24 protein-coding genes are annotated in these 24,632 nt (G+C 65.6%); 14 read left to right on the top strand and 10 right to left on the bottom strand.

What is annotated here, in order from left to right:
* Positions 1 to 2 precede the first annotated feature (2 nt).
* On the bottom strand, positions 3 to 614 hold the full coding sequence (locus ACVWYP_RS38565; protein WP_304496979.1) for a TetR/AcrR family transcriptional regulator: 612 nt from the start codon (positions 612 to 614) through the stop codon (positions 3 to 5).
* A gap of 180 nt (positions 615 to 794) precedes the next feature.
* Between ACVWYP_RS38565 and ACVWYP_RS38560 the strand changes: the two genes are divergently transcribed.
* The 8 genes from ACVWYP_RS38560 to ACVWYP_RS38525 all read left to right on the top strand — a co-directional run bounded on the left by ACVWYP_RS38560 (position 795) and on the right by ACVWYP_RS38525 (position 8,450).
* Positions 795 to 1,820, top strand: a complete 1,026-nt coding sequence (locus ACVWYP_RS38560) for a histone deacetylase family protein (RefSeq protein ID WP_092089641.1) — start codon at positions 795 to 797, stop codon at positions 1,818 to 1,820.
* Between the two features lie 237 nt (positions 1,821 to 2,057).
* Complete coding sequence (locus tag ACVWYP_RS38555) at positions 2,058 to 2,987, top strand: Gfo/Idh/MocA family protein (protein ID WP_304496978.1); 930 nt, start codon at positions 2,058 to 2,060, stop codon at positions 2,985 to 2,987.
* 2 nt (positions 2,988 to 2,989) lie between these two features.
* Positions 2,990 to 4,060, top strand: a complete 1,071-nt coding sequence (locus tag ACVWYP_RS38550; RefSeq protein WP_304496977.1) for an aldose epimerase family protein — start codon at positions 2,990 to 2,992, stop codon at positions 4,058 to 4,060.
* 35 nt (positions 4,061 to 4,095) lie between these two features.
* Positions 4,096 to 4,974, top strand: coding sequence for an SMP-30/gluconolactonase/LRE family protein (locus ACVWYP_RS38545; protein ID WP_304500383.1), 879 nt, complete (start codon positions 4,096 to 4,098; stop codon positions 4,972 to 4,974).
* Positions 4,975 to 5,033: 59 nt separating this feature from the next.
* Entirely contained in the window at positions 5,034 to 5,771 is a 738-nt protein-coding gene (locus ACVWYP_RS38540) for a TetR/AcrR family transcriptional regulator (RefSeq protein ID WP_304496976.1), read from the top strand.
* Between the two features lie 18 nt (positions 5,772 to 5,789).
* Entirely contained in the window at positions 5,790 to 6,659 is an 870-nt protein-coding gene (locus tag ACVWYP_RS38535) for an ABC transporter substrate-binding protein (RefSeq protein ID WP_304496975.1), read from the top strand.
* 5 nt (positions 6,660 to 6,664) lie between these two features.
* Positions 6,665 to 7,582 (top strand): DUF1932 domain-containing protein, encoded by a 918-nt coding sequence (locus ACVWYP_RS38530; RefSeq protein WP_304500382.1) that lies wholly within the window; start codon positions 6,665 to 6,667, stop codon positions 7,580 to 7,582.
* Positions 7,583 to 7,667: 85 nt separating this feature from the next.
* Complete coding sequence (locus ACVWYP_RS38525; RefSeq protein ID WP_304496974.1) at positions 7,668 to 8,450, top strand: SDR family NAD(P)-dependent oxidoreductase; 783 nt, start codon at positions 7,668 to 7,670, stop codon at positions 8,448 to 8,450.
* A gap of 275 nt (positions 8,451 to 8,725) precedes the next feature.
* Here ACVWYP_RS38525 and ACVWYP_RS38520 read toward each other — a convergent pair whose 3' ends face one another.
* Complete coding sequence (locus tag ACVWYP_RS38520) at positions 8,726 to 9,538, bottom strand: enoyl-CoA hydratase (protein ID WP_028338539.1); 813 nt, start codon at positions 9,536 to 9,538, stop codon at positions 8,726 to 8,728.
* A gap of 378 nt (positions 9,539 to 9,916) precedes the next feature.
* Between ACVWYP_RS38520 and ACVWYP_RS38515 the strand changes: the two genes are divergently transcribed.
* Positions 9,917 to 10,594, top strand: a complete 678-nt coding sequence (locus ACVWYP_RS38515; RefSeq protein ID WP_304496973.1) for a PilZ domain-containing protein — start codon at positions 9,917 to 9,919, stop codon at positions 10,592 to 10,594.
* A 121-nt stretch (positions 10,595 to 10,715) separates the two neighbouring features.
* Here ACVWYP_RS38515 and ACVWYP_RS38510 read toward each other — a convergent pair whose 3' ends face one another.
* The 7 genes from ACVWYP_RS38510 to ACVWYP_RS38480 form a co-directional block, all read right to left on the bottom strand.
* Positions 10,716 to 11,483 (bottom strand): DeoR/GlpR family DNA-binding transcription regulator, encoded by a 768-nt coding sequence (locus ACVWYP_RS38510; RefSeq protein WP_304496972.1) that lies wholly within the window; start codon positions 11,481 to 11,483, stop codon positions 10,716 to 10,718.
* 145 nt (positions 11,484 to 11,628) lie between these two features.
* Positions 11,629 to 12,627, bottom strand: a complete 999-nt coding sequence (gene pdxA, locus ACVWYP_RS38505; RefSeq protein WP_304496971.1) for a 4-hydroxythreonine-4-phosphate dehydrogenase PdxA — start codon at positions 12,625 to 12,627, stop codon at positions 11,629 to 11,631.
* A complete protein-coding gene (locus ACVWYP_RS38500) occupies positions 12,624 to 13,931 on the bottom strand; it encodes a four-carbon acid sugar kinase family protein (RefSeq protein ID WP_304496970.1) in 1,308 nt (435 codons plus the stop codon). The genes pdxA and ACVWYP_RS38500 overlap by 4 nt, the downstream gene beginning before the upstream one ends.
* Positions 13,932 to 13,960: 29 nt before the next feature.
* Positions 13,961 to 15,001, bottom strand: a complete 1,041-nt coding sequence (locus ACVWYP_RS38495) for a 2-keto-3-deoxygluconate permease (RefSeq protein WP_304496969.1) — start codon at positions 14,999 to 15,001, stop codon at positions 13,961 to 13,963.
* An 86-nt stretch (positions 15,002 to 15,087) separates the two neighbouring features.
* The gene (locus ACVWYP_RS38490) at positions 15,088 to 15,423 is read right to left on the bottom strand and encodes a hypothetical protein (protein ID WP_369525589.1); all 336 of its coding nucleotides are present in this window, start codon (positions 15,421 to 15,423) and stop codon (positions 15,088 to 15,090) included.
* A 110-nt stretch (positions 15,424 to 15,533) separates the two neighbouring features.
* A complete protein-coding gene (locus tag ACVWYP_RS38485; RefSeq protein WP_304496968.1) occupies positions 15,534 to 16,076 on the bottom strand; it encodes an aminoacyl--tRNA ligase-related protein in 543 nt (180 codons plus the stop codon).
* Between the two features lie 131 nt (positions 16,077 to 16,207).
* Entirely contained in the window at positions 16,208 to 16,912 is a 705-nt protein-coding gene (locus tag ACVWYP_RS38480) for a hypothetical protein (RefSeq protein WP_304496967.1), read from the bottom strand.
* A 185-nt stretch (positions 16,913 to 17,097) separates the two neighbouring features.
* Here ACVWYP_RS38480 and ACVWYP_RS38475 point away from each other — a divergent pair, with 185 nt between their 5' ends.
* The 4 genes from ACVWYP_RS38475 (at position 17,098) to ACVWYP_RS38460 (ending at position 22,136) form a co-directional block, all read left to right on the top strand.
* On the top strand, positions 17,098 to 17,718 hold the full coding sequence (locus tag ACVWYP_RS38475) for a class I SAM-dependent methyltransferase (protein WP_304496966.1): 621 nt from the start codon (positions 17,098 to 17,100) through the stop codon (positions 17,716 to 17,718).
* A 23-nt stretch (positions 17,719 to 17,741) separates the two neighbouring features.
* Positions 17,742 to 18,152, top strand: a complete 411-nt coding sequence (locus ACVWYP_RS38470) for a DOPA 4,5-dioxygenase family protein (protein WP_304496965.1) — start codon at positions 17,742 to 17,744, stop codon at positions 18,150 to 18,152.
* A gap of 366 nt (positions 18,153 to 18,518) precedes the next feature.
* On the top strand, positions 18,519 to 20,885 hold the full coding sequence (locus tag ACVWYP_RS38465) for a putative bifunctional diguanylate cyclase/phosphodiesterase (RefSeq protein ID WP_304496964.1): 2,367 nt from the start codon (positions 18,519 to 18,521) through the stop codon (positions 20,883 to 20,885).
* 261 nt (positions 20,886 to 21,146) lie between these two features.
* The gene (locus ACVWYP_RS38460) at positions 21,147 to 22,136 is read left to right on the top strand and encodes a DUF2778 domain-containing protein (protein ID WP_028338550.1); all 990 of its coding nucleotides are present in this window, start codon (positions 21,147 to 21,149) and stop codon (positions 22,134 to 22,136) included.
* Between the two features lie 32 nt (positions 22,137 to 22,168).
* On the opposite strand, the gene ACVWYP_RS38455 is transcribed toward ACVWYP_RS38460, so the two are convergent.
* Positions 22,169 to 23,098, bottom strand: coding sequence for an AraC-like ligand-binding domain-containing protein (locus tag ACVWYP_RS38455; protein WP_453945880.1), 930 nt, complete (start codon positions 23,096 to 23,098; stop codon positions 22,169 to 22,171).
* 189 nt (positions 23,099 to 23,287) lie between these two features.
* Between ACVWYP_RS38455 and ACVWYP_RS38450 the strand changes: the two genes are divergently transcribed.
* On the top strand, positions 23,288 to 24,544 hold the full coding sequence (locus ACVWYP_RS38450) for an acyl-CoA dehydrogenase family protein (RefSeq protein ID WP_304496962.1): 1,257 nt from the start codon (positions 23,288 to 23,290) through the stop codon (positions 24,542 to 24,544).
* The last annotated feature ends 88 nt before the right edge of the window (positions 24,545 to 24,632 follow it).

Here is a 24,632-nt window from a genome sequence, read left to right as displayed (position 1 = left end):
AGTCAAGCGTCCGCGCGGGGCCGCAGCACCAGATTGACGAGATTGCGGGCGTAGGCCGGCGTCAGCGGCCTGATGCCGAAGACGTAGCGGTAGAACAGGCTGCCATAGATCGCGTCATAGATATCGCCGGGGACGCCCGGCGCGCCGATGCTGCCGTCCTTCTGGCCGGCGGCGATGATCTCCAGCATCCTGCTGCGGCGCAGGCCGAGGTAACGCTCGTAGAACAGTTCCGCCGTGCCGGTCTTCGAGATGCATTCCGAGATCACGGCGAGCTGCACCCGACCGAACTCGCCCTGCAACGCCTCGACATAGGTCGCAACGTGGCGGCGGATGCGGGCCACCGGATTGCCGGCCTCAGGCAGCGGCACGGCCCGCGAGGCCTGGTCGAGGAAGGCATCGATCAGCAAGGCCTCGCGCGACGGCCACCATTTGTAGATCGTCATCTTCGAGACGTTGGAATGTCTGGCAATCGCGTCGATGGTGGTCGCGGCGAGGCCGGTCGTCGCCATCAGCTGATAGGCGCCTTCCAGGATCGCGGCCGTGGTCGCGGCGGAGCGCGGCCGCCCGCGCCGCCCCGTTGCCGCTTCCTCCGTCTCCGTCTTGCCGCTGGCCATGGCCGGACTTCGCGTCCTGCGTCTTTCAATCATTGCGCTGCATGCGGGCATAGCATGAAATCGCGCTCGGTTTCAGATCGTTGCCGTCGCTGATAGTGTACAACGCGCAAGCCAAAGCTTGCGTGCGGCACATTGCCCTCGCTCTGTCCAGCTCAGCCGCCGATCAACAGGAGTGTCCCCGTGAAGGCCGTCTACAGTGATCTGCACCGCAGCCATGATCCGCAATTCTTCCTGGTCCGCGGTGTGGTCCAGCGTACCACCGAACAGCCCGAACGCGCCGACCGCCTGCTGGCGGGCCTGAAGGCCGGCAAGCACACGCTGATCGAGCCGACCAGGTTCGGGCAGGGGCCGCGGGCGCGCGTGCACAGTCCGGAATATCTGAGCTTTCTCGCGGACGCGTGGGACGAATGGTCGGCGCTCGGCAATGCCGGACCGGAGATGATCGCGAACATCCACCCGGTGCGCAATGCCGGCACGTACCCCGCTCATATCGTCGGCAAGCTCGGCTGGCACACGATGGACACCGCGGCCCCGATCGGTCCCGGCACCTGGGCCGGCGCCTGCGCCTCGAGCGACGTCGCGGTCACCGCCGCGCAGATGGTGCTCGACGGCGAGGATGCCGTCTACGCGCTGTGCCGCCCGCCCGGCCATCACGCCTATCGCGACCTCGCCGGCGGCTTCTGCTTCCTCAACAACAGCGCGATTGCGGCCGAGCATCTGCGCCAGAAGCATGAGCGCGTCGCGATCCTCGACGTCGACGTGCATCACGGCAACGGCACGCAGGGCATCTTCTATGAGCGGCCGGATGTCTTCACCGTCTCGATCCACGCCGATCCGTCGTTCTTCTATCCCTTCGTCTGGGGCTATGCGCATGAGCGCGGCGCCGGAGGCGGCCTCGGCACCAATCTCAACATTCCCCTCGCCAAGGGCACCGGTGACGACGACTACATGAAGGCGCTTGCAGCGGCGGAGAAGGCGATCCGCTCCTTCGCCCCGACCGCGCTCGTGGTCGCGCTCGGTCTCGACGCCTCCGAGAAGGACCCGCTTGCCGGCCTCGCCGTCACCACCGACGGCTTCCGCCGCATCGGCGAGGGGCTGGCCCGATTCGGGTTGCCGACGGTGCTGGTGCAGGAGGGCGGCTATCTCTCCGACATCCTCGGCGCCAATCTGACGGCGGTGCTCGGCGGGTTTGAGGCCGCACGGTAGCGCAATTTCGGGCGAGGCGGTGACCGGTCCGCGCGAACAAAGCCCGTCAAAACAGGAATCTGGAGCATCGGCCTTGATTGATCAAAGCCGATGCCTCGGCCGCGAGGCGCGCAACAGAGCGTCGTGGACTTGCGTGTCCGCAACCAAAATCACATCATGCCGTTGGTATTCTGCGCTGGCTTATGATTCTGCCTGGCGGCGTCAGCCGGCCAGGTGGACAGCAACGCGAGGACGGCCATGAGTGACCTGCTTCGCATCGCCATCGTCGGCTTTGGCGAGATCGCGTGCCGGCAGCACGTGCCTGCGATCGCGAAGACGTCAGGCGTGGCTCTCGTTGCGGTGGCCGATCCCGTCAAGACCCCGCCCGGCCTGCCGCATTTCCGCGATTTGCAGGAGTTGTTGCGCGACGGGCCGGAGATCGACGCGGTCGCGCTGTGTACGCCACCGCAGCTGCGCCATGCGCAGGCCGCCGCCGCGCTCGCGTCGGGCAAGCATGTGCTGCTGGAGAAGCCGCCGGGCGCGACGTTGAGCGAACTCACGCCGCTGATCGCGGCCGCGCAGGAGGCGGGCCGGACATTGTTTGCCGCATGGCATTCACGCTATGCGGCCGCGGTCGGTCCTGCGCGGCAATTGCTCGCGAGACGCACCATCAACAAGGTGACCATCATCTGGAAGGAAGACGTGCGCGTCTGGCACCCGGGCCAGGCCTGGATCTTCGAGGCGGGTGGCTTCGGCGTGTTCGATCCCGGCATCAACGCGCTGTCGATCCTGACCGAGATCCTGCCGGGTGCGGTCTTTGTCAGGAGCGCGACGTTGGACTTTCCCTCCAATCGGGAGGCGCCGATTGCGGCAGAGATCGAACTCTCCGACGCGAACGGCTTGCCAATCCACGCCGAATTCGATTTCCGCCAGACCGGATCGCCGAGCTGGGACATCCTGTGCGAGACCGAGGCCGGGCCTGTGACGCTGTCGAAAGGTGGAAGGCAGCTGCGCGATGGCAGCAGGCTGGTGGTCGATGCGCCAGATGAGGAATATCCCGCGCTGTACCGCCGTTTCGTCGCGCTGACCTCGGACGGAAAATCCGATGTCGACCTCGCGCCCTTGCGGCTTGTCGCCGATAGCTTCATGCTCGGGCGACGGCGCCTCGTCGAGGCGTTCGAGGACTGACAATGACATCAGCCAGCATTGGTCGCGCCCCCTTCGGCAAATTGCACGACGGCACCGTGGTCGAGCGCGTGACGCTGCGCGGCGAACACGGCTTTGAGGCCGCCATCCTTCCGTTCGGTGCCACGCTGCAGGCGCTGCTCGCGCCGGATCGTGACGGGCATTGCGACGACATCGTGCTTGGCCACGACGAGCTCGACGGCTATCTCGCACAGCGCAAATTCTTCGGTGCGACGGTCGGCCGTTACGCCAACCGGATCGCCGGCGCGCGCTTCGTGCTCGATGGCGAGACCGTGCAGCTCGACGCCAACAACGGTCCCAACGCGCTGCATGGCGGAGTGCATGGCTTTGATCGCAAGCTGTGGCGGATCGTCGAACTATCGGATGATCCGGGACAGACGCTGGTGCTGGAGCGCGAGAGCCCGCATGGTGAGGAGGGCTATCCGGGCAATCTCGCGGCGCGCGTGACCTGGCGCGTGCGCAGTCCGATGGAGCTCTCGGTCACCTACGAGGCGACGACCGACCGGCCGACCTGCCTCAACCTCACCAATCACAGCTTCTTCAATCTCGAGGGCGCGCGCTCGGGCATGCAGATCCTCGATCATCGCCTGACGATCGCCTCCGATCACTTCCTCGCGGTGGATGCCACCGCGATCCCGCTCCACGAGCCGCCGCGGCCGGTCGACGGCACGCCGTTCGACTTCCGCAAGCCCACAGCCATCGGCGCGCGGATCAGGATGCATGACGAGCAGCTGCGGCTCGGGCGGGGCTATGACCACAATTTCTGCTTGGCCAAGGGGACGGACCTTCGTCTGGCCGCGCGCCTCGAGGCGCCGCACAGCGGCCGCGTGATGGAGCTCTTCACCGATCAGCCGGGACTGCAGTTCTATTCCGGCAATTTCCTCGACGGCTCGACCGCCGGCAAGGGCGGTCGTTTGTACCGGCAATCCGATGCGCTCTGTCTCGAGCCGCATGCCTGGCCTGATACGCCGAACCGGCCCGACTTCCCGTCGGCGCGGCTCGATCCGGGGCAGCTCTATCGGCGCAGCATCGTCTACCGCTTCTCAACCGTGTGAGTGACGCCATGACCGACCGTGCCGCCGAGCCGCCGATGGAAGAGGTGCCGACATCCGTGCTGTCGGCGGAGCGTTGCCATCTCGGCGAAGGCCCGACCTATGATGCGGCGACCGACACCGCCTGGTGGTTCGATATCCGCGAGCGCCGGCTGTTCGAGCATCGATTTGCAGGTGGCCGCACCGTCATTCACGAACTGCCGAAAATGGCGAGTGCAATGGCGCGGATCGACGGCGAGCGGCAGCTGATCCTGACCGAAGATGGACTTTATGTACGGCACGTTGCCGACGGCCGCCTGCAGCGTTTCGCCGCGCTGGAGGCCGACAATCCGCTGACGCGCTCCAACGATGCGCGTGTGCATCCGTCGGGCACGTTCTGGCTCGGCACCATGGGGCGCCATGCCGAGCAGCGTGCCGGCGCGATCTATGCGCTGCACCGGGGCCGCATCGTGCGGCTGTATCCCGGGATCACGATCCCGAATGCGATCTGCTTTTCGCCCGCGGGCGACATCGGCTATTTCGCCGATACCGCGACCAACGTGCTGCATCGCGTGCCGCTCGATCCATCAACAGGACTGCCGGTCGGCGAGGCCACCGAATTGATCAGGCATCGAGGCAGCGGCGGGCTCGACGGCGCGATCGTCGATGCCGACGGGATGATCTGGAACGCGCGCTGGGGCGGCGGATGCGTCGACGTTTACGATCCGACCGGCCGGCATCTGCGTTCGCTGCGCGTACCGGCGAGGCAATCGAGCTGCCCGGCATTCGTCGGCCGCGACTTCTCGCGCGTGCTGGTCACCTCGGCCTGGCAGGACATGGATGAGGCGCAGCGTGCGGCCGATCCCGAGCATGGCAGGACGTTCCTGCTCGAGGCCGCCGCGCGCGGTCGTGCCGAGCCTGACGTCAAACTATCCTGACGGATACGTGCAGCGCGGCGTTGTTGACGCGACCGGATTGTTTGGACGATAGTACAAATATGGTCCGCAAACCCGCCAGGTCCGACGTGAAGGCCGCCGCCGGCGCCCGCAAGCCGAACATGCGCGAGGCGATCCTCGCCGCGGCGGAGGAATTGTTCTCGACCTACGGCTTCAACGCCGTCTCGGTGCGCGACATCGCGCAGGCCGCCGGCGCCAATCCGGGCAGTGTGACCTATCATTTCAGGACCAAGGACGGCCTGCTGCTGGAAATCTATCGGCGCCATTGCGGCCCGATGAACCGCCGGCGCTCCGAGCTCTTGGCGGCGGCGCGGCGGGTGCGCGATCTGCAGGACCGGCTGGAGGCGATCGTGCGCGCCTATGTGTTGCCGGCGTTTACGTCCGGCAGTGATCTTGCCGGCGGCGGAACGCGGTTCACGCGATTGCGTGCGATCATGTCGGCCGAGGGCAATGAGGTCGTGCGCAAGATCATCGCGCAGACCTTCGACGACACCAGTCATGCTTTCATCGACGCGATTCATGAAAGCCTGCCGCATATTCCGCGTACCGATCTGGTCTGGCGCAGCCACTTCCTGCTCGGCGCGCTCTACTACACGCTGGTGACGCCGGAGCGCGTCTCGCGCCTGTCACGCGGCAGCGCCGACGGCACCGATGCCGGCCACGCCATCGAGCAACTGGTGCGCGCCACCGTCGCCGCGTTGCAGGCCGCGCCGCTCGACGGAGGGGCGCCCGCGCCGCGCATGGCTCCGGGCACAAATCCGGGCCGAGTGGTGACCTGAACGCCGGAGCTTGTCGCGATGGAGAAACTTCGGCTGCGCGCCGTGCTCGGCAATCATCCGCACATCCGGGCGGTGAAGAACGGTGAGCTTCGCTCCGACCTGTTCGATTTCGACTTCAAAGAATTCACGCCGACCAACGCCGCGTTCAAGCCGATGGTGCGCGAGCAGGCGTTCGACGTCTGCGAGATGGCGATCGTGACCTATCTGATGGCAAGGGCGCACGGCAAGCCGCTGGTGCTGCTGCCGGCGGCGATGGTCGGCCGCTTCCAGCACGGCCACGCGCTCTATCGCGCCGACCGCGGCACGCTCGTGCCCGCCGATCTCGAAGGCAAGCGGGTCGGCATCCGCTCGTTCACGACCACGACCGGAGCATGGATGCGCGGCATCCTTGCCAATGACCATGGCGTGAATCTCGACAGGATCAACTGGGTCACGTTCGAAGAGCCGCATGTCGCGGAATATGTCGACAGCACCCTGCGTGCGCCGAAGGGCAGCACCATCATTCAGATGCTGAGGGACGGAAAGCTCGATGCTGTGCTCGGCGAGACCTCCAGCGATCCGGCATTCAAGCCATTGTTCGCCGATCCAGCCCGAGAGGCGGCCCGGTGGTACCAGCGGCACGGCGTGGTGCCGGTCAATCATCTGGTGGTAGTGACGAAGCAGCTTGCGACGTCGCGGCCGGACGTGGTGCGGAGCCTGTACGATCTCTTCAAGCGCGGCAAGGCAGAGGCCGGCCCGCCCGGCATGCCGGACCTGCTGCCGTTCGGCGTTGCGGCGAACCGTAAGCCGCTCGAACTGATGATCGACTATTGCGTGCAGCAGGCGTTGATCCCCCGGCGCGTCACGGTCGATGAGCTGTTCGACGACACAACACGGGACCCGAACTGATGACAATCTCCGGCGATCCGCGGCAATGGCAGGTCGGCATGCTCGGCTATGGCGAGGTCGGTCGCATCCTTGCCGAGGATCTGCGCCAGCAGGGCGTGAGGGTTTCGGCCTACGATATCAAGCTTGACCGCGAGCAGGGCGTGCCACTGCGCGCGCACGCAGCGGAAATAGGCGTCGAGCTCGCGCAATCCCATGCCGATCTCGCGGCGCGGGCCGATTTCATCATTTCGGCGGTGACGGCGAGCCAGGCGGTCCCGGTGGCCGCGGCCTGCGCACCCGCAATCCGGAACGGCGCCTGGTTTCTGGATTTCAACTCGGCCTCGCCCGGCGCCAAGCGTCGCGCGGCGGCGCACATCGACGGCGCCGGTGGCCGCTATGTCGAGGGCGCGGTGATGACCTCGCTGCCGCCTTACCGGATCAGGGTGCCGCTGCTGCTCGGCGGCCAAGGCGCGCGGCAGCTCGCGCCGCAGCTGGTCGCGCTCGGTTTCGCGGCGAAGGTCGCAAGCGACGAGCTCGGCGTCTCCTCGGCAGTCAAGATGTGCCGCAGCATCATGATCAAGGGGCTGGAGGCCATGGTGATCGAGAGCTTCACCACCGCACGGGCCTATGGCGTCGAGGATGCGGTGCTCGCCTCGCTCAAGGAGACCTTCCCGAGCATCGATTGGGAGAAGCAGGGCGCCTATTTCTTTCAGCGGGTGATCGAGCACGGCCGGCGCCGTGCCGAGGAGGTGCGCGAGGTGGCGGAGACCGTGCGCGAGGCCGGGCTCGCACCATGGTCCGCCTCCGGCACCGCCGAGCGGCAGGGCTGGATCGCCGATCTTGCCGATGAGGGCGTGTTCGGCCCCAGGGGAACGCCGGATTTCGCCCGCAGCGCCGACTGGCGTACCGAGGCCGACCGGATTCTCGCGCGCATCAAGTCCTGAGGTCTCGCCCGGAGAATCCGCCGCGTTCCCTGCCGACGCGCAATGCGCTATTGCTCCATGAACAGTTTGTTCTGGAGGCACTCCCATGAAGAATTCCGGCAAGGTCGTCGCCATCACCGGAGCGGCACGCGGCATCGGCAAGGCCTGCGCGGCGCGCTTCCTGTCCGACGGCGCCAGGGTCGTCATCTCGGATGTCGACGCTGCAGGGCTTGTCCACACCGCCCAGGAACTCGGACATATCGATCAGCTGCGGGCGGTCGAGGCCGACGTCAGCAAGCGCGCCGATGTCGACCGCATCGTCGCGACCGCGGTGAAGGAGTTCGGCCGGCTCGACGTCATGGTCAACAATGCCGGCGTCGCGCGCAACCGCGACTTCCTCGACATCAGCGAGGCCGAATTCGACGACGTCATGGGGATCAACCTCAAGGGCGCGTTCTTCGGGGTTCAGGCTGCGGCGCGCCAGATGATCGCGCAGGGCGGTGGCGGCGTCGTCGTCAACATGTCCTCGGTCAACGCGCTGCTCGCGATCCCCTCGCTCGCGACCTACGCGATGTCGAAGGGCGCGATGAAGCAGCTCACGTCGGTCGCCGCCGTGGCGCTGGCGCCGCACGGCATTCGCGTCGTGGCGGTCGGACCCGGCACGATCCTGACCGAGATGGTGGCGACGGCGATCTTCTCGTCCGAGGATGCGCGGCGCAGCGTGCTGTCGCGCACGCCGGCCGGCCGTTGCGGCGAGCCGAGCGAGATCGCCGCCGTCGTGGCATTCCTGGCCAGCGACGATGCCTCCTATATCACCGGCCAGACCATCTATCCCGACGGCGGTCGGTTGATCCTGAACTACACGGTGCCGGTCAGCGACAAGAAGTAGGGGGCAGGTTCAATCGCGGGCACATTGCCAAAATATCGAAAACAACCCCATGCAAAGTAGCCGGCGGCGGCCGGCGTTCGACCGGGCACCTTGACAGGTCGGGCAAATCGACGATATTATTCGATTATACAGAAATCTGGCAATAGCCACCCGGTGTCGTCACCCGCGCATGCCGGTGATCCAGTATCTCAGAGGCGGTTGTGCTTGAGCCGATGAGCCGTGGTACTGGTTCGCCCGGTTGAACCGGGCTATGCCAGGTGCGGATGAGGACGCCGCTACCGGCCCTTGAACTGCGGCTTACGCTTCTCCATGAAGGCGCTGCGGCCTTCGCGGAAGTCCGCGCTGTCCATGCATTCGATGCCGATCTGCTTGATCGCGGCCATGTCGCGATCGGCGGGATCCTTCAGCACCTGCGCAATGGTGATCTTGGCGGCCTTGATCGCCAGCGGCGCGTTGCCCGAAATGGTGCGCGCGATCTCCATGGTCGCGTCCCAGAGCTCGGCGTCCGGCAGCACGCGATCGACGAGGCCGATCCGCAGCGCCTCGGTGGAGTCGATCCGCATGCCCGTATACATGATCAGCCGCGCCCAGGACGGGCCGACCAGCGACACCAGGTGGCGCAGCCCGTCATAACCATAGGCGATGCCGAGCTTGGCGGCGGGAATGCCGAACTGGCCGCTGGCGCCGGAGATGCGGATATCGGTCAGCATCGCGACCTGCATGCCGCCGCCGAGGCAGAAGCCGCGGATGCAGGCGATGGTCGGCTTCGGATAGTCGGCGAGCAGGGCGCGCTGGGCGGCGCTGCGCCGTGAATATTCCTCGGAGGCCTCGGCGTTGTGCCTGGTCTTCTCGAACTGGCTGATATCGGCGCCCGATACGAAGGCCTTGTCGCCGGCGCCGACCAGGATCACGACGCGGACGGCCGGATCGTCGCGCAACGCCGTCAGCGCCTCGCCGAGCCCCTCCCACATCTCCAGCGACATCGCATTGCGCTTGTCGGGATTGTTGAAGGTGATGACGCCGACGCCGTCGACGACGTCTTGCAGAATCTTGCCGTCGGCAAGCGATTTGTTCGACATGTTTGGCATATGAGGGGTCCGGTCTGATTTCGACGAAGGCTAGCACCCGGCCGGCAGCCGAGGCAGGCGGTTTGGAGCACGGCGCGATTGCATTGCCGGGCGACAACTCTCCCGGTAGTTGTACGGCTCGCAAAATAAACCGCCGCGAAACGGTTGCGCCATAGAGTGCGCCGCCCGCGCTCCGTCCCGGTTTAACTTTTTCCTAGTTTTTCGACGGTATGGCTGTACGCACCTGCGCGCCAGGACCAATCCGCCACGCGCTGGGATACGTGCCGCAGCTCCCCGCTGCCACCGCGTCGGTAGCGAACGTCCCCACCACCAGACCGGCAGTGAAGCCAGTCAATCCAGCCCTCCGTGCACTCACATCGCCTCGGGCGAGGTTCAGTCGTGTCCGTCGAAAAGTTTCTCAAGCAACGCGCGGTCAAGATCATCGTCAACGGCAGCTACACGTTGCCGAACTGGTACGATGCGCAGGGCAAATTGCGCACCTTCGCTTGCCGCACCACGCGCGTCTCGCCGTTCCGGATGATCGTGGACGTGCCCGTCGTCGGCAAGGTCGGCGACCGGTTGACTTCGTATTTCGAGGAGTTCGGCAAGTTCGACGGCTGCATCACCGAAACCATGAGCGGCAGCTTCCTGCTCGAGCTCGAGATGACGCATGCCATGCGTGAGAAGTTCGCCGACAAGCTGACCTGGATCGAGAAGAAGCAAAAGGATCCGAGCATTCGCGAGGCGCGCAACAACCCGCGTTTCGTTCCGGTCGCGCCGCATGCCATGTTGACGCTGGCGGACGGCACCATGCAGAGCTGCTTCATCATCGACATGTCGCTGTCCGGCGCGGCGGTCTCCTCCGAGGCGCAGCCGCCGGTCGGCATGCCGCTTGCGATCGGCGCCTGCGTCGGGCGGGTGGTCCGGCATCTGCCGAACGGCTTCGCCGTCAAGTTCGTCGAGAGCTACAAGCAGGGCGATCTCGGCCGCCTCATCGCGCGCAAATCCAAGGAGCTACAGCTGCTGTCTGCCGACGCGAACTCCGTTGCCCAGGGCGAGTACTCACAAATCTGGTGATCGCCACCTAGCATATGGCGATTCAACTTGACGGCATTGCCCTCCAGTTCAGCGATTCCTTACCGCAACCCCGCCTCGGTCGATATTTTTCTCCGATCACGCGAAAAATTGCGATGCCGGCTCAGCGAACGCCGGCAACGATCACGCGCGCTCCTGCATCGGCGAGACGCTTGCACTGCTCCTCAGATGCGCCGACATCAGTCACCAGAGTCCAGCGCGGCGGCAGCGGCGCCCAGGCCATCTGTTCGGCGCGGCCGAGCTTGCTGGCGTCGGCGAGAACGATGACTTCCTTCGACTGCTGCATCATCAGCGACTTCAGTGCGACCTGTTCGAGATCCGCTTCGCACAGGCCACGGCCATTCACCACGCCGTCGGCGCTCATGACGGCGCGGTCCGCGGTCATGCGCCGCAGCGCCTCATTGGCGAGCGGCCCCATGGTGCTCATGCTGGTGGTGCGCAGCGCGCCGCCCAGCACCACAAGCTCTATGCTCGGAGCCTTGGCGAAGAAGGGCAGCAGCGCAAGATTGTTGGTGATGATGCGCAGCCGCCGATGCTGCAGCAGTCGGCCGAAGGCTGCGACCGTCGAGCCGGCATCGAGAATCAGCGTGTCGCTGTCCTCGATCAGATCGATCGCCGCGCGCGCGATCGCCTGCTTCTGTTTGCCCTGAACCGCGAGGCGCTGCTCGAGCGTCGTCTCGTTCGCGTGGGCGGTGAGAATGGCGCCGCCATAGGTGCGGCGCACGGCATTGTTCTTGGAAAGATGCTGCAAGTCGCGCCGCACGGTGGAAGCGGAGACGTCGAAGCGCCGCGCGAGATCGTCGACATCGATCTCTCCCGCGTTCAGTGCTTCCAACAGACGAGCGTGACGCTCCTTGCTGCGCATCGACATCGAACCTCAGCCCCCGGATCCATTGCCGTCAGCCGACCGTATCGGCTTCGCGGCACGGCCGATGGATACCACGATGCATCGGCCGCGCAATGTCAGCGCTTAACGCGCATCTCGCTCCTCATCCTGAGAAGCCCGCGCAGCCCCCTCAAGCAGCCTTCTTCGGCGCGAGATCGACCGCCTGCCGCAGCGCCTCGATCAGGCTGCGCTCGTCGGCGATGCCCTTGCCCGCGATGTCGAAGGCGGTCCCGTGATCGACCGAGGTGCGGATCACCGGCAGACCAACAGTGATGTTCACACCGGCTTCCAGCCCCAGCACCTTGATGGGTCCATGGCCCTGATCGTGATACATCGCGACCACCATGTCGTAGTCGCCGCGGCCGGCCAGGAAGAACAGCGTGTCGGCAGGCAAGGGGCCGTGCACGTCCCAGCCCTTGCGCTGACAGGCTTCCACAGCCGGCGCGATCTTCGCGGCTTCCTCGCCGCGACCGAACAACCCGTTCTCGCCGGCATGCGGATTGATGGCGCAGACGCCGATCTTCGGATTGGCGACGCCGGCGCGCACCAGCACGTCATGTCCGCGTGCGATGACACGCTCGACGAGGCCGGGCTCGATCTTCTCGATCGCATCGAGCAGGCCGATATGCGTGGTCACGTGAATGACGCGGAGTTTCGGCGACACCAGCATCATCGATACTTCCGGCGTGCCGGTCAGATGCGCCAGGAGCTCGGTATGGCCGGGATATTTGTGGCCGGCCGCATGCAGCGCTTCCTTGGAAAGCGGCGCGGTGCAGATGCCTTGCGCGAGGCCTGCCTGCACCACCTGCACGGCTTTCTCGATATAGCGATATGCCGCCTCACCTGCCGTCGCCGACACCTTGCCGAACGGCAGATCGTCCGGCACCAGCTTCAGGTCAACGCACTGCACGGCCTTCGACGCAAAATTCGCTTGCTTCGCGTCGCTCAACGCATCGACCTCAAGCGGCACGCCGACGATCTGACCGGCCTTGCGCAGACGGTTGGAGTCGCCGATCACCAGCGCATTGCAGATCGCCCGCACCTGAGGCTGCGCCAGCGCCTTCATGATCACCTCGGGCCCGATACCGGCCGGATCTCCCATGGTGATCGCAATGATCGGACGAGTCATATGAAACTTCCTCTGGTTCGGACGGCGCGAAGCCGCTCGCTGATGCGGATGAGGCTGTTCTCGTCACCGAACGCGCCCGCTTTGGTGGCGATCGGAACAGACAATCGGCCAAGAGTAAGGCCGAGCGACACGCCCGGCTCGATTTCGTCGGCAAGACGGATGCCGTTGACGCCGAAGCGCGACAGCATCGCCGCGGCGGTTTCGCCGCCGGTCGCAGCGAAGGCGCCGATCGCGGGTGCGACGGCCTCAAGAGCGTCGGCGAGCCCCTTGGCGAGCTGCGGGCCGAGCGACATGTCGGGGTGATCATCCATCATGATCTCAACCAGTGTATCGCCGCCGCCGGCAAGTCGTTTCATCACGTCCGCGGCGAGCGCCGCCCGGCCGGCACCATCGTTGAGCAGCGTCTCCGGCGCGACCGGGAAATGCGCCACGGTGCCGGTCGCCTCCAGCTCGCGCGCGGCGGCGCGAGATGCGCCGGCGAGCGAGCCCACCACGATCAGGGTGCCGGATGCGCTCGTCGGAATGCGCAGCGGCTCGACGGCATGGCTGACTTCGAGGCCGGCCAGCGCGTGCGCGAGGCCGGCGCTGCCGATGAAGAAGGTTGCGGGCGATGCATGCAGGCTCGCCTCCGCGATCAAACGCAGATCGTGTTCAGTCTCGGCGTCGCAGGCCGCGACCACGTCGCCCTCCCGGGCGAGCCTCGCGAACATGGCTTTGAGATCGCCACCACGCACGGCAGCGAGTTTGACCTTCTCACCGCGAACGCCCGCGGTCGCGAGAACGTCGACAAGATCGGCATTCGGGTAGGTGTGGTCGCGGTGCCAGACCTCGGCCTCCTCGAGGGGGCGGCCTTCGACCAGGATACGCCCGTCGATGGTGGTGCGGCCGGTGGCCGGAAAGGCCGGCGCGAATACGCCAAAGGCCGGACCCGACCGTGACTTGAGATGCGCAAGCGCGGCGGCAGTCTCCGCTGCAGGTTGCCCCCGCAGCGTCGAGTCAATCTTCTTGAAAAGAATACGTCCGCCTTCGCAAAGGCGCGCCAGCACATCGGCATGGCGGGCTGCAGCGGCCCCGGCCGAAAGGCCTCGACTCGCGGCATCGTAGGCCAGGACGGGCAGCTGGTAGCCCGACGCGTCGGTCACCTCACCCCACGTCACCGCAGCCGCACGCCCCCTTCTGCCGAAGGCGATCGCACAGTCCGCGGCACCGGTGAGATCGTCAGCGACGATCAGCCAGCTTTGGCTTGACGCGTTTTCTTGACGCGAACCAGTATCCATTTCGCTCGAAAACGCTTTAGGGGCCATCTTCAGCGACCTGCTTCAGTGACTTTGCCTCAGTGACTTGCCTCAGTGACAACCGAGCGCGCCGCGGGGGTCACCTTGCCGGCAGAAGCCACGTTGTTCTCTTCTGCAGGCTCCTCGACGTCGCGACCAACAACGCGGGCTGTCCAGGCGGTGACGATCGGCACGAGGATTGCGGTAACCACGACGCAGGCCGCGACGAGGATAGTCGCAGGCCGCGCCGCGTCCGCATAGGCTGGATTCGCCGCGGCGACAATCGCCGGGACGGCCGCCGCATTACCGGCCGTCGAGGCCGCCGCAACACCCGCGACACCATTCCCGCCAGTGATGCGATCGGCGACGAACAGCGGGATGCCGGTCACAACCACCACGGCCACTCCCATGCCGAGGCCGAGCAGGCCGGCCTGCCAAACCTTCGACAGATCGAGGCCGGCGCCGAGCGCGAAGGCGAAGAACGGGATCATCACAGGCACCGCGCGGCTCAGGAAGTCGCGCATCTCTCTGTCGAGATTGCCGATGATCATACCCACCACCAGAGGCAGGATAGCGCCCACGAGGGTCTGCCATGGAAATGCCGAGAGGCCGGCGACGCCCAAAGTGATCATGGTGAGGAAAGGACCGCTCTCCAGCGACATGACGGTATAGGCGCCGACGTCACGCGGACGTCCATATTGGCCCATCAACGCCATATAGAGACCGCCATTGGTGTCGTTCATGGCGGCGACGATCGCGAGCGTCGAGACACCCGCGAACATGCCAGCTGCGACCGGCGTCTCTCCCAAAATACGGCCGAAGATCAGGCCGAGGACAACGGCCACGCCAACCTTCACGATCAGCAGGGTGCCGCCCTTCTTCACAATGTAGGGGGTCGCGCGGAAGTCGATGCTCGCGCCCATGCAAACGTAGAACACGGCGAGAATTGTCAGCGCGCCAGAGAACAGTGCGCCGGTGAAGGAGCCAAAAAACTTCGGGGTATCGGGAAAGAAGGTGGCAATAAGCGCCCCGACCAACAGAGGGACCACCATCATCCCGCCCGGCACGCTCTCGATCGCCCGCTTAATTGGAACCTGCATTTCTGTTGTCCTCCCGCACACCACGCACTTCCGATCATTTTGCGCGTTTTGCTATAAAAACGAGCAAACGTCAGGCGCGTATATGCTCATATCGCGCAGTATTCAAGACATATTGCGCATTTTGCGCAAAACTGATCATTCGCTCCGTCAGATGCGATTGATTTTGCTCGCGGGAGAAAGCCAGGGAATTGGGTCATGAGAGGTTGGACATGGTGCTCATCGCGCAGATGCTCGAAACGCTTACTTGGGCAACACCCACCGAAGCCCCGACTGTCGCATGCTTCAGCCGCAAGGGTGCCCGGCCGGGCCCTCGCCTGCAGGCGGGACACCGCCTCGGCCAGCGGAACGTCGGCCTGTAAGTCGTCGCGCTCGCGCAGGCTTACCCGGACGTCCCTCATCTCACACCCGCCGACGATGGCCATCACCGGCACCGCCATTTCACGCGCCACCGCGACGCGCCGCGAAAGGGCCGGCGCTGTCATAGGCAACGGCTCGGATCCCGGCATTCTCGAACGCCGCCAGCACCTGTGCGCTATCCGGCCTGGTCTTTCGAGATCGGCGCAACCGCAACCTGGTCCGGCGACAGCCAGAACGGAAGCACGCCGCCATGTTGCTCGAACAGGATCGCAATCATGCGGCCGACCGATCCGAAGATGGCGTGATGGATCATCAGCGGCCTGGCCCGGCTGCCGTCGGGGGCGACGTAGGACGCCTCGAGCCGCTGCGGCAGCACGCAGTCGAACTGCACCGTGCCGCACTGCCAGGATCGTCCCAGCCGGTCGCGCAGCGCGAATTCCAGCTTCGGTCCGTAGAACGCGCCTTCGCCGGGATTGATTGAGACACGAGGCCGCATTGCCGCGCGGCATCGCCGAGCTTCGCCTCTGACCAATCCCAGGTCGCGTCGTCGCCGGCGCGCGCCGCCGGCCGCGTGGCCAGCGCCACCTCGTAGTTGGGGAAAACCGAGGTCTCGGTAGACCTCGCCCAGCAAGGCGATGAAGCAAGCGACATCGTTCTCCACGTCCGGCTCGCGGCAGAACACATGGGCGTCGTCTTGCTCGAAGGCGCGCGTCCGCATGCTGCCGTGGACCGAACCGTGGCGAATGTCGCAGTTGGGTTAAAAGGGCCGCGAGTCCGCTTTAAGTCTCGAACGCGGACAGGATTTATGAGCACGCACCCTAGTCTGCGGCCGCGCGTCAGATTCGCGCATTACGTCAGCTGCTCCGGATCATCGGCCGCGCGCATGCGCGCGATACTGTCTTCCGTCGCCGCGCTACCGGCCGCCGCGATCGCGATCTCGCGCGCCAAATTGGTGCATTCGGCCCACATCAGGAAGAACACCAGCGGTGGCCGTTCGCGCGCTTCCAGCAGTTGCCGGCAGCGCTCGGCCGCGCCGTCGATCGCCCACCACTGTTGGGCGACCACCATGACCCTGCGGAAGCTCCGCAACGTGCCGGAAAACTTTTGCGGATCGGCACCCACTTGGGCGCCGCAATGGTTCAGCCAGTTCAGGCCGGCGTAGATCGCGATCCCGTAGTCTTCGATCGCGGTGCCGGTGAAATCGACGACGGTCTTGTCGTGTGCGCGCTGGCGCAGGAAAGCATCGATCATCTCCGCCTGGCGGGCCGGATCGACCAGCAGCGAGATGTCCTGCCGCGGCACCATCGGGACATAGCGCATCGCTTCAAGCCGCGTGTGCTCCCAGATCGCACCGATGTCGCCGAGCAGATCGCCGGACTTGCGTTTGCAGGCCGGATAGACCAGCACGCCATTGTCGGCGAGATCGAGATAGCGCGGGACCACCTTGTCGAGCGCGGCGAGGAACGCCAATGGATCGGTAAGGCCGCGCAAATCGCTGGCGGCGTCCTCCGCTTGTGCAGGCTTGTTGCCGCGTGTCCAGCCGAAATTGGCCATCCCCGGACGCCCTGATCTCAACCCGGCCATCAGGTTAGTTGGAAAATGCGGCGAAGCAAATGCGGCATTTGCTGCTGCGCCGCCGTGCGTGCCCGCCGCTGCCGGTTGACGCGAGAGATCGCCGCGCCTAGCTGATGGTTAATGGCGCGCAACGCAGGTTGTTGCCGCTTTCGGGACCTATCGCCATGACCGCTTCTGATCGCCAATCGCATTGGCAGGCCGTCTATCTGACCAAGGGCGAGCAGCAGGTGAGCTGGTCGCAGGCCGATCCGCAGCCATCGCTGCACCTGATCGAATCGGTTGCGTCCGGCCGCGACGCCTCGATCGTCGACGTCGGCAGCGGTGCTTCGCGACTTGTCGATGCGCTGCTGGCGAGCGGCTTTCATGATGTGACCCTGCTCGATCTCTCCGAAGCGGCGCTGGCGAGCGCGCGGGAGCGGATCGGCGCAGCAGGTGACGCGGTGCACTGGATCGTAGGTGACGCGACGGTCTGGCAGCCGCAGCAGGCCTTCGACATCTGGCACGATCGCGCGGCGTTTCACTTCCTGGTCGAGGAACCAGACCGCGCGGCCTATCTCGACCGGCTGCATCGCGGCGTGAAAGCAGGCGGTCACGCCGTGATCGGCACCTTCGCGCTGGACGGCCCGGAGAAGTGCAGCGGCCTGCCGGTGCAGCGCTATGATCCCGCAACGCTCAGCAGGACCATCGGTCCGGCATTCGAGTTGATCGCGCATGAGGCGCACCGGCACGTCACGCCCTGGGGCGCGACGCAGTCGTTCCAGTTCAGTGTGCTGCGGCGCGAGTGACCGGCCGCGGAGGGAGAGGTGAAATGACGGACGCGCCACGCACGATCGGCGAGATCGCGAGCTACCACGCCCATGTCTATTACGACCCCGCGACCGGCCGGGGCGAGGCGGAACGGCTGCGCGACTGGATCGGCGAGCGCTTCCTGGTCACGCTCGGACGCTGGCACGACGTCAAGGTCGGCCCGCACGATCAGGCGATGTATCAGGTGGCGTTTGCGGCCGAGCTGTTTCCGACCCTGGTGCCGTGGCTGATGCTGAACCACGGCAGTCTGAGCATCCTGGTCCATCCCAACACCACCAATCCGCGCCGCGACCACCACGACGATCCGCTCTGGATCGGCACGCCGCTCGCCGTCCATGCCGACAAGCTGCCCGAAGAGGCCGAGATGGAGCAGGCGCCGGTGCCGAACACGTCGCCGACACTGCGTCCCTGAGCGCCTCCGGGTTGTCCGTAGGGCAATCGCATATGACCCTTCCGCGGCTGCGGAGGTAACTCGGCCTCGTGGTTCGAGACGCGCCGCAAGCGGCGCTCCTCACCATGAGGGTCTACTATAGTGCCGCAAAACAAGACCTCATCCTGAGGAGCCCGCCGAAGGCGGGCGTCTCGAAGGATGGCCGCGAGGACGCTGCCCGACAGATTTCTTTCCATATGCGATTGCCCTGGGGTTGTCCGCGATGGGTAAAGTTTGACGCAATTGTGCTCCAGCCAGGTCGTTTCAAACTCATCGCGTTTTGCAACGTGAGGTTAAGTCACGGTTCCTACGCTTACCCGATAAATTTGAGGGTCGGGCGCATTCGGCATGTTCTTTTCGTTTCGAAGCTGGGCACTGTGGCGGGTGGTGGGACCTCTGCTGGCCATCGTGTTGCTGCTGGGCGGCCTGTCTGCCGGCAGCCTGCAGGTGATGTCTGCCGTCAGGGCCTATGTGGCCGGCGAAAGCATGTGGTCGAAGGGTCAGAAGGATGCCATTCACTACCTGCAGACCTATGTCAGCACCGGTGCGCCGCTCTATCTGCAGAAGTTCGATGCCGCGATCGCGGTGCCGCTGGCCGATCGTACGGCGCGGCTCGCCCTGGAATCGCCTGGCAACAATGACGCCGTGGCGAGGGTCGGCTTCGCCAGGGCAGGCAATCATGATGACGACATCGGCGGCCTGATCTGGCTGTTCAAATATTTCCGCAAGATGCACCACGTGGCCGGCGCGGTGACGGCATGGCGTAATTCGGATGCGCTGCTCGATCAGCTGATTGAAATCCGGAACGAGGCCGCGAACGACGTCGCGCTGCACGATCCGTCGGCTGCGACCATCAGGCACTGGGCCGAGCGGATCGGTACGGTCGATGCCGCGCTGAGCACGCTCGCCGTCGATTTCTCCGATCATCTGGGCAAGGCGTCGCGCCAGGTCTCCGCGCTGCTGCTGCTGGTCAACCTCGTGATCGCGGCTTGCCTTGCCGGCATCGTGCTGGTCCACACGAGGCGGATGCTGTGGCGGCGCTGGCTCGCCGAGACCGCGCTCGCGGTCGAGAAGGAGCGCGCCCAGCTTACGCTGGCATCGATCGGCGATGCCGTCATCGTGACGACGCAGGACGATCGGGTCGACTACATGAACGCCGCCGCGCAGCGGCTCATCGCGGCAGGGCAGGAGGTGACGGGACGGCCGCTGGCGTCGCTGTTCAACATTGCCGAGCAGCCGGTGCGCGGATCGTTCGACGCCGACGACGACAGCCGGCCGCAGCTCCTGGTGCGGCCGGACCATTCCAGCGTGCCGGTCTCGGTGGTCGAGACCCCGATCGTGCATGCCGGAGAACCGGCGGGCCGTGTCATGATCATTCACGACATGACCGCCGAGCGGCGGCTGGTCGAGGAATTGGCGTGGGCTGCCTCGCATGACGCGCTCACCGGCCTTGCCAACCGGCGGCAGTTCGAGTTCGAACTGCACAAGGCAATGTCGGGCTCTCCGGCCATGGACGCGGACCTGATGCTGATCGATCTCGATCAGTTCAAGATCGTCAACGATACCTGCGGCCACATGGCGGGCGACCGGTTGCTGAAGCAGGTGGCGAGGCTGCTCGCGGCCGAAGTCGGCAGCAGCGGCCTTGTCGCGCGTCTTGGCGGCGACGAGTTCGGCATCCTGCTGCGTGACGACGGTTCCGCGACGCACGACGTCGCTACCGACGTTGCGGAGCGGATCAGGGCGGTGATCGAGCAGTCGAACTTCGTCTATGAGGGGTCGAGCTTCCGGATCAGCACGAGCATCGGCCTGGTCGGGCTGGCCGACAGCGCCGGCGTGCAGGACGCGTTGCGGCTTGCCGACGTCGCCTGTTTCCTTGCCAAGGACAAGGGACGCAACCGCGTCCAGGAGCACCGTCCGTCCGACACCGGCATGGCCGTGCGCGTTGCCGAGATGAGCTGGGTCAATCGCATTCGCAAGGGATTGGACGAGGAGCGCTTCTGCCTCTACGAGCAGGAGATCCGCCCGGTGAACGGCGCGCTGAAAGGCAGCGACCGGCGCGAGCTCTTGCTGCGCTTGCGTGACGAGAGCGGCGCGTTGGTGCCGCCCGGCAGCTTCCTGCCCGCCGCCGAACGCTACGGACTGATGCCGCTGATCGACCGCTGGGTGGTTCGCCGCGCCTTCGAGATCATCGCCGAGCGCAAGCATCAGCCGCGCAAGATTGCCAGCTACGCCATCAACCTGTCCGGCGCCACCATCGGCGACAGCGACTTCGTCGACTTCGTCGCCGGGCTGTTCGCACAGCTTGACGTTTCGCCGGCATCGGTGTGTTTCGAGATCACCGAGACCAGCGCAATCTCGAACCTCGACGAGGCGCAGAAGTTCATCGCGCGGCTGCGCGAGATCGGCTGCAGCTTCTCGCTCGACGATTTCGGCACCGGCATGTCCTCGATCGCCTATCTGAAGCACCTGCCGGTCGACATCATCAAGATCGACGGTTCGTTCGTGAAGGAGATCCTGAACAGCAAGGTCGATCGGGCGATGGTCGAGATGATCACCAAGACCGCGAAGATCATGCAGAAGCAGGTGGTCGCGGAATTCGTCGAGAACCTCGCGATCCTGGACGAGCTGCGCCAGATCGGGGTCGACTACGCCCAGGGTTACGCCATCGGGAAGCCGGTCCCGGTGCTCACCCTCTGGGAAGAAAAGATCGCCTGAACCGCCAAAATCGTCCCGAATCGGGACCTTTTCGGTCAATTCAGCCCGCCCAAGACTGATTCTCTGGCACTTTCAATCCGAAAAACGTTTAAAAAACCTCTCGTTGTCCGTTTTGTCTCGATTATGCCTTACTCTAATTCCCTGATATGATGAGTGATCGGTGAATCCCGGTGGGCCGGGTAACAGGCCCCAGAGCACCGAACTTGGGGATTGATGGGTCAACGAACGACGAAACCTGCCCGGCGTAAGTCGAGCCGCGGCATGTCGCTGGTGGGCAGCACGGCGTTTGCCGTGAGCGCGCTTGCCCTGTCGTCTGGCCTTGCCGCCTGGATGGTCGGCATCGACCCCACCGCATGGCTTCACGGTCCGGCGCTCGCCAACACCACCGCCTCGCTGAACTTCGACGATCGCTTCGGCTCTCGCTCCACGATCAATTCGGCCTCACTCTATTATCCACTGCGCCGCGGGTTCCGTTCGAGCCGCGGCGATTTCAATTCCGAGTTCGGCCAGATCGAGGACGCGCTGGCCGGCCAGCTGCGCGACACGCAGACCGAACTGCCGACCAGCCAGTCGGCGACGGCGTCCGTCGCTGCCACGACCACGGCGACGACGTCCACCGTGCCGATGCCGCGGTCGCGGCCGGCCGAGGCCAATCTGCTTGCACGTAACGATCAGCCGCCACCGCCACAGGCGCCGGTGCAGCAGGGCGACAACCGGACATTCCTGCAGAAAATTGCCGACATGATGCCGGGCAAGATGCAGCTGGCCTCGCTCGATCCGAATGACGGATTGTTGTCCGGTCCGAGCCCCGATCTCGGCAAGCTCGGTTATGACAACACCACGGCCGTCTACGACATCACCGGCCGCATCGTGTACATGCCCGACGGTACCAAGTTCGAGGCGCATTCAGGCCTCGGCAATCTGCTCGACGATCCCGCGCATGTGACTGCCCGCAACGCCGGTGCGACGCCGCCCGGCATCTATGAGATGAAGCCGCGCGAGAAGCTGTTCCACGGCGTGCCCGCGCTGCGCATGACCCCGGTCGACGGCAGCGACACCTTCGGGCGCGTCGGCCTGCTGGTCCACAGCTACATGCTCGGGCCGAACGGCGACTCCAACGGCTGCATCTCGGTCAAGCACTACGACAAGTTCCTGCAGGCCTACCGCAGCGGCACGGTCAAGCGCATTGCCGTCGTCATCAACATCAAGGATGTCCAGTCGGCCTCGACCCGCGCGGCGTCGAACTCGTAAGCCGACCGCCGGCGCCTTCAGTCCGTCAAGCTTCAATGCGTCTCCTCGCCTCCGACGCGAAACGCGCCGGGCGCTGCGCCATAGGCGCGGCGGAACGCGCGGGCAAAACTCTCGTGGCTCTTGAATCCCACGCGCAGCGCGATCTCGCCGATCGGAAGATCGGTCAATCGGGGGTCGCGAAGCTGGCTGAGGCTGTGGCGGAGCCGCGCATCGCGGACATGCGCCGCGAGGGTCGTTCCGGCATCGGCGAGCACGGCAAACAAATGGCTGCGCGAAATGTTCAGGTGCCGGCAGATGTATTTCGCGGACAGTTGCGGATTGTGCAGTTCGTCCAGGATGAAGGTCTGGATTTGCCGCAGCATCGCCTCGCGCGGTGACGACGATCCGATCGTCGGCACGCCGATGGTGGTCGCCCGCACCAGCAGGCCCTCGAGCTGGCTTGCGGCGAGGTCGTCGACCAGCGCGAAATCGTCGGGGATATCGCGCAGCGCGCCGAGATAGGCGGAGGCGAGCCGGCCCGCGCCGCGTCCGGCGATGACGTTCGGCGGCCGGCCAGACATTTGCTGCAGATGCCGCCGCAGCCGCGCGCCGGGAATCGTGGCGCAGACCAGGTCGCAGCCCTGCTCGAACCGCATCGCGAAGGGCTCGTTGGTGTCGAGCAGCACGATGTCGCCGGGCCGCGCCAGCGTCTTTTGCCCATGCTGCTCGACCACGGCGTCGCCCGTGATCTGCAGATTGGCGAAGAACGATCCGTCCTGGAAGCTGCCGATTCCCTTCCGCGTACGGTGGATGGCGTTGGGCACGGACTGCACCCGCGACAACGGCAGCGCGGGGCTGCCGATGCTGGTGATCGCGCCGTCGAAATCGCCGGGCGAGATCTTCTCCGGCTCGAGCGGCAGATAGGTCTGCAGCACCGCTTCGCGCCAATAGGCGAAGCGGTCTGCCGGTGCGACATCGTGCATATTCCAGGAAGCGCCCATGTTCGCGTGTCGAAGTTTGCCTGCCAAGACGGAAGCCGGCGACGAGCTTACAATCAATTGCCGTGCCAGTCAGGCGGACATTTTGCCAAACCGGCGTGGACGGGGCGTCAATGACTTCGGCGGCCCGGCGCCTCACCTTCGGACATTCGACCCGCTGGAGGAGAGACGACCATGCCGATCGATTTCACCCTGACAGCAGACCAACGCGAGCTGCAGATGTCCGCCCGGAGCTTCGCGCGGACCGCGCTTTCGGGCGTCGCCGACGCAACCCGCCACCTCGCCACGCCCGCGGAGCGCTTTGCCGCGACCAGGCCGTTCTACGAACAGGTGGTCAAGGCCGGCTTCCTGCGCCGGATGATCCCTGCGCCGCTCGGCGGCGAGGGCACGGGTGTGTTCGACATGGCCGTCGTCGCCGAGGAGTTTCAGGCCGTCGATGTCAACGTCTCGCTGACGCTGTTCGGCTCGCTGCTCGGTCTGATGCCGGTGATGCTGGCGGGCTCGCCGGCGCAGCAGAAGACCTTCATCGCACCGTTCCTCGAACGTGCCGGCACGCCGCTTGCCGCCTTCGCCTTCAGCGAGCCGGGCGGCAGCGCGAACTTTGCCTCGCCGGTGCCGGGAACCGGCTTGCAAACAGCAGCGCGCCTCGACGGGGAGGAATGGGTCATCACCGGCGCCAAGCAATGGGTGTCGAGCGCGACCGGCTGGGACGGCAACGGCGCCGACCTGATCTGCGTGGTCTGTCGCACCGATCCAACGGCTGCGCCCGACGGCGCGATCTCCGTGATTGCGGTGCCGCGGTCTGCCGGCGGCATCAAGGGCATCGTGCTCGAACGCGCCGCCGACCTGATGGGCCATCGCGCCCATCTGACGCCGCGCTTTCGGCTAGAGCAGGTGCGGACGGCCAGGGACAATGTCCTTGGCCGCACCGGCGGCGGGCTCGAACTGGTGGAGATGAGTTTTGCGGGCACCGCCGCGCTGGTCGGCGTGTTCGGCGTCGCGCTGATGCGCGCCGCCTTCGACTATGCGCTGAACTTCGCCCGGACCGAGCATCGCGGCGGCGCCGCACCGATCATCGAGCACCAGGCGGTCGGCTACGCGCTGGCCGATGCCAAGATGGCGATCGAGGCGGCGCGCTATTTGAGCTGGAAGGCCTGTCACGCCATGGACAGCAATGCGCCCGGTGCCTTCGAGCTCGCACTGCACGCCAAGGTGTTCGGATCGGAGACCGCGGTGAAAGTGATCACCGATCTGATGCGTGTGGTGGGCATCGAGAGCTACGATCACCAATGTCCGCTCGCCGGCCTGCTCCAGGACGCGATGGCCTATCCCCTGTTCGACGGCGGCAACATGGGTGTGCGCCGCCGCCAGCTTCATGCGCTCCTGAAGAGCCCGGGTTACGACCCGCTGACCGCGTCGGGTGCGGCCTAGAGCTTTTCCCGTTCCGATGGAATCGGAACGGGGCTCTAGATTCTTGTTTTGACGCGTTTTCTTCACGCGAACCGGTATCCACTTCGCT

The organism is Bradyrhizobium sp. USDA 3262 (assembly GCF_054060035.1).
The sequence above is the reverse complement of the archived record's forward strand: the minus strand, read 5'-3'. Positions and strand labels throughout refer to the sequence as shown.

Coding starts and splice junctions, on each gene's coding strand:
- ACVWYP_RS38455 (WP_453945880.1), bottom strand. CDS start 23,098: ATGCACGATGTCGCACCGGCAGACCGCTTCGCCTATTGGCGCGAAGCG.
- ACVWYP_RS38495 (WP_304496969.1), bottom strand. CDS start 15,001: ATGCAGGTTCCAATTAAGCGGGCGATCGAGAGCGTGCCGGGCGGGATG.
- ACVWYP_RS38480 (WP_304496967.1), bottom strand. CDS start 16,912: ATGGCCAATTTCGGCTGGACACGCGGCAACAAGCCTGCACAAGCGGAG.
- pdxA (WP_304496971.1), bottom strand. CDS start 12,627: ATGACTCGTCCGATCATTGCGATCACCATGGGAGATCCGGCCGGTATC.
- ACVWYP_RS38475 (WP_304496966.1), top strand. CDS start 17,098: ATGACCGCTTCTGATCGCCAATCGCATTGGCAGGCCGTCTATCTGACC.
- ACVWYP_RS38540 (WP_304496976.1), top strand. CDS start 5,034: ATGGTCCGCAAACCCGCCAGGTCCGACGTGAAGGCCGCCGCCGGCGCC.
- ACVWYP_RS38510 (WP_304496972.1), bottom strand. CDS start 11,483: ATGTCGATGCGCAGCAAGGAGCGTCACGCTCGTCTGTTGGAAGCACTG.
- ACVWYP_RS38535 (WP_304496975.1), top strand. CDS start 5,790: ATGGAGAAACTTCGGCTGCGCGCCGTGCTCGGCAATCATCCGCACATC.
- ACVWYP_RS38545 (WP_304500383.1), top strand. CDS start 4,096: ATGGAAGAGGTGCCGACATCCGTGCTGTCGGCGGAGCGTTGCCATCTC.
- ACVWYP_RS38525 (WP_304496974.1), top strand. CDS start 7,668: ATGAAGAATTCCGGCAAGGTCGTCGCCATCACCGGAGCGGCACGCGGC.
- ACVWYP_RS38485 (WP_304496968.1), bottom strand. CDS start 16,076: ATGCGGACGCGCGCCTTCGAGCAAGACGACGCCCATGTGTTCTGCCGC.
- ACVWYP_RS38520 (WP_028338539.1), bottom strand. CDS start 9,538: ATGCCAAACATGTCGAACAAATCGCTTGCCGACGGCAAGATTCTGCAA.
- ACVWYP_RS38470 (WP_304496965.1), top strand. CDS start 17,742: ATGACGGACGCGCCACGCACGATCGGCGAGATCGCGAGCTACCACGCC.
- ACVWYP_RS38550 (WP_304496977.1), top strand. CDS start 2,990: ATGACATCAGCCAGCATTGGTCGCGCCCCCTTCGGCAAATTGCACGAC.
- ACVWYP_RS38565 (WP_304496979.1), bottom strand. CDS start 614: ATGGCCAGCGGCAAGACGGAGACGGAGGAAGCGGCAACGGGGCGGCGC.
- ACVWYP_RS38465 (WP_304496964.1), top strand. CDS start 18,519: ATGTTCTTTTCGTTTCGAAGCTGGGCACTGTGGCGGGTGGTGGGACCT.
- ACVWYP_RS38500 (WP_304496970.1), bottom strand. CDS start 13,931: ATGGCCCCTAAAGCGTTTTCGAGCGAAATGGATACTGGTTCGCGTCAA.
- ACVWYP_RS38555 (WP_304496978.1), top strand. CDS start 2,058: ATGAGTGACCTGCTTCGCATCGCCATCGTCGGCTTTGGCGAGATCGCG.
- ACVWYP_RS38490 (WP_369525589.1), bottom strand. CDS start 15,423: ATGGCCATCGTCGGCGGGTGTGAGATGAGGGACGTCCGGGTAAGCCTG.
- ACVWYP_RS38460 (WP_028338550.1), top strand. CDS start 21,147: ATGTCGCTGGTGGGCAGCACGGCGTTTGCCGTGAGCGCGCTTGCCCTG.
- ACVWYP_RS38450 (WP_304496962.1), top strand. CDS start 23,288: ATGCCGATCGATTTCACCCTGACAGCAGACCAACGCGAGCTGCAGATG.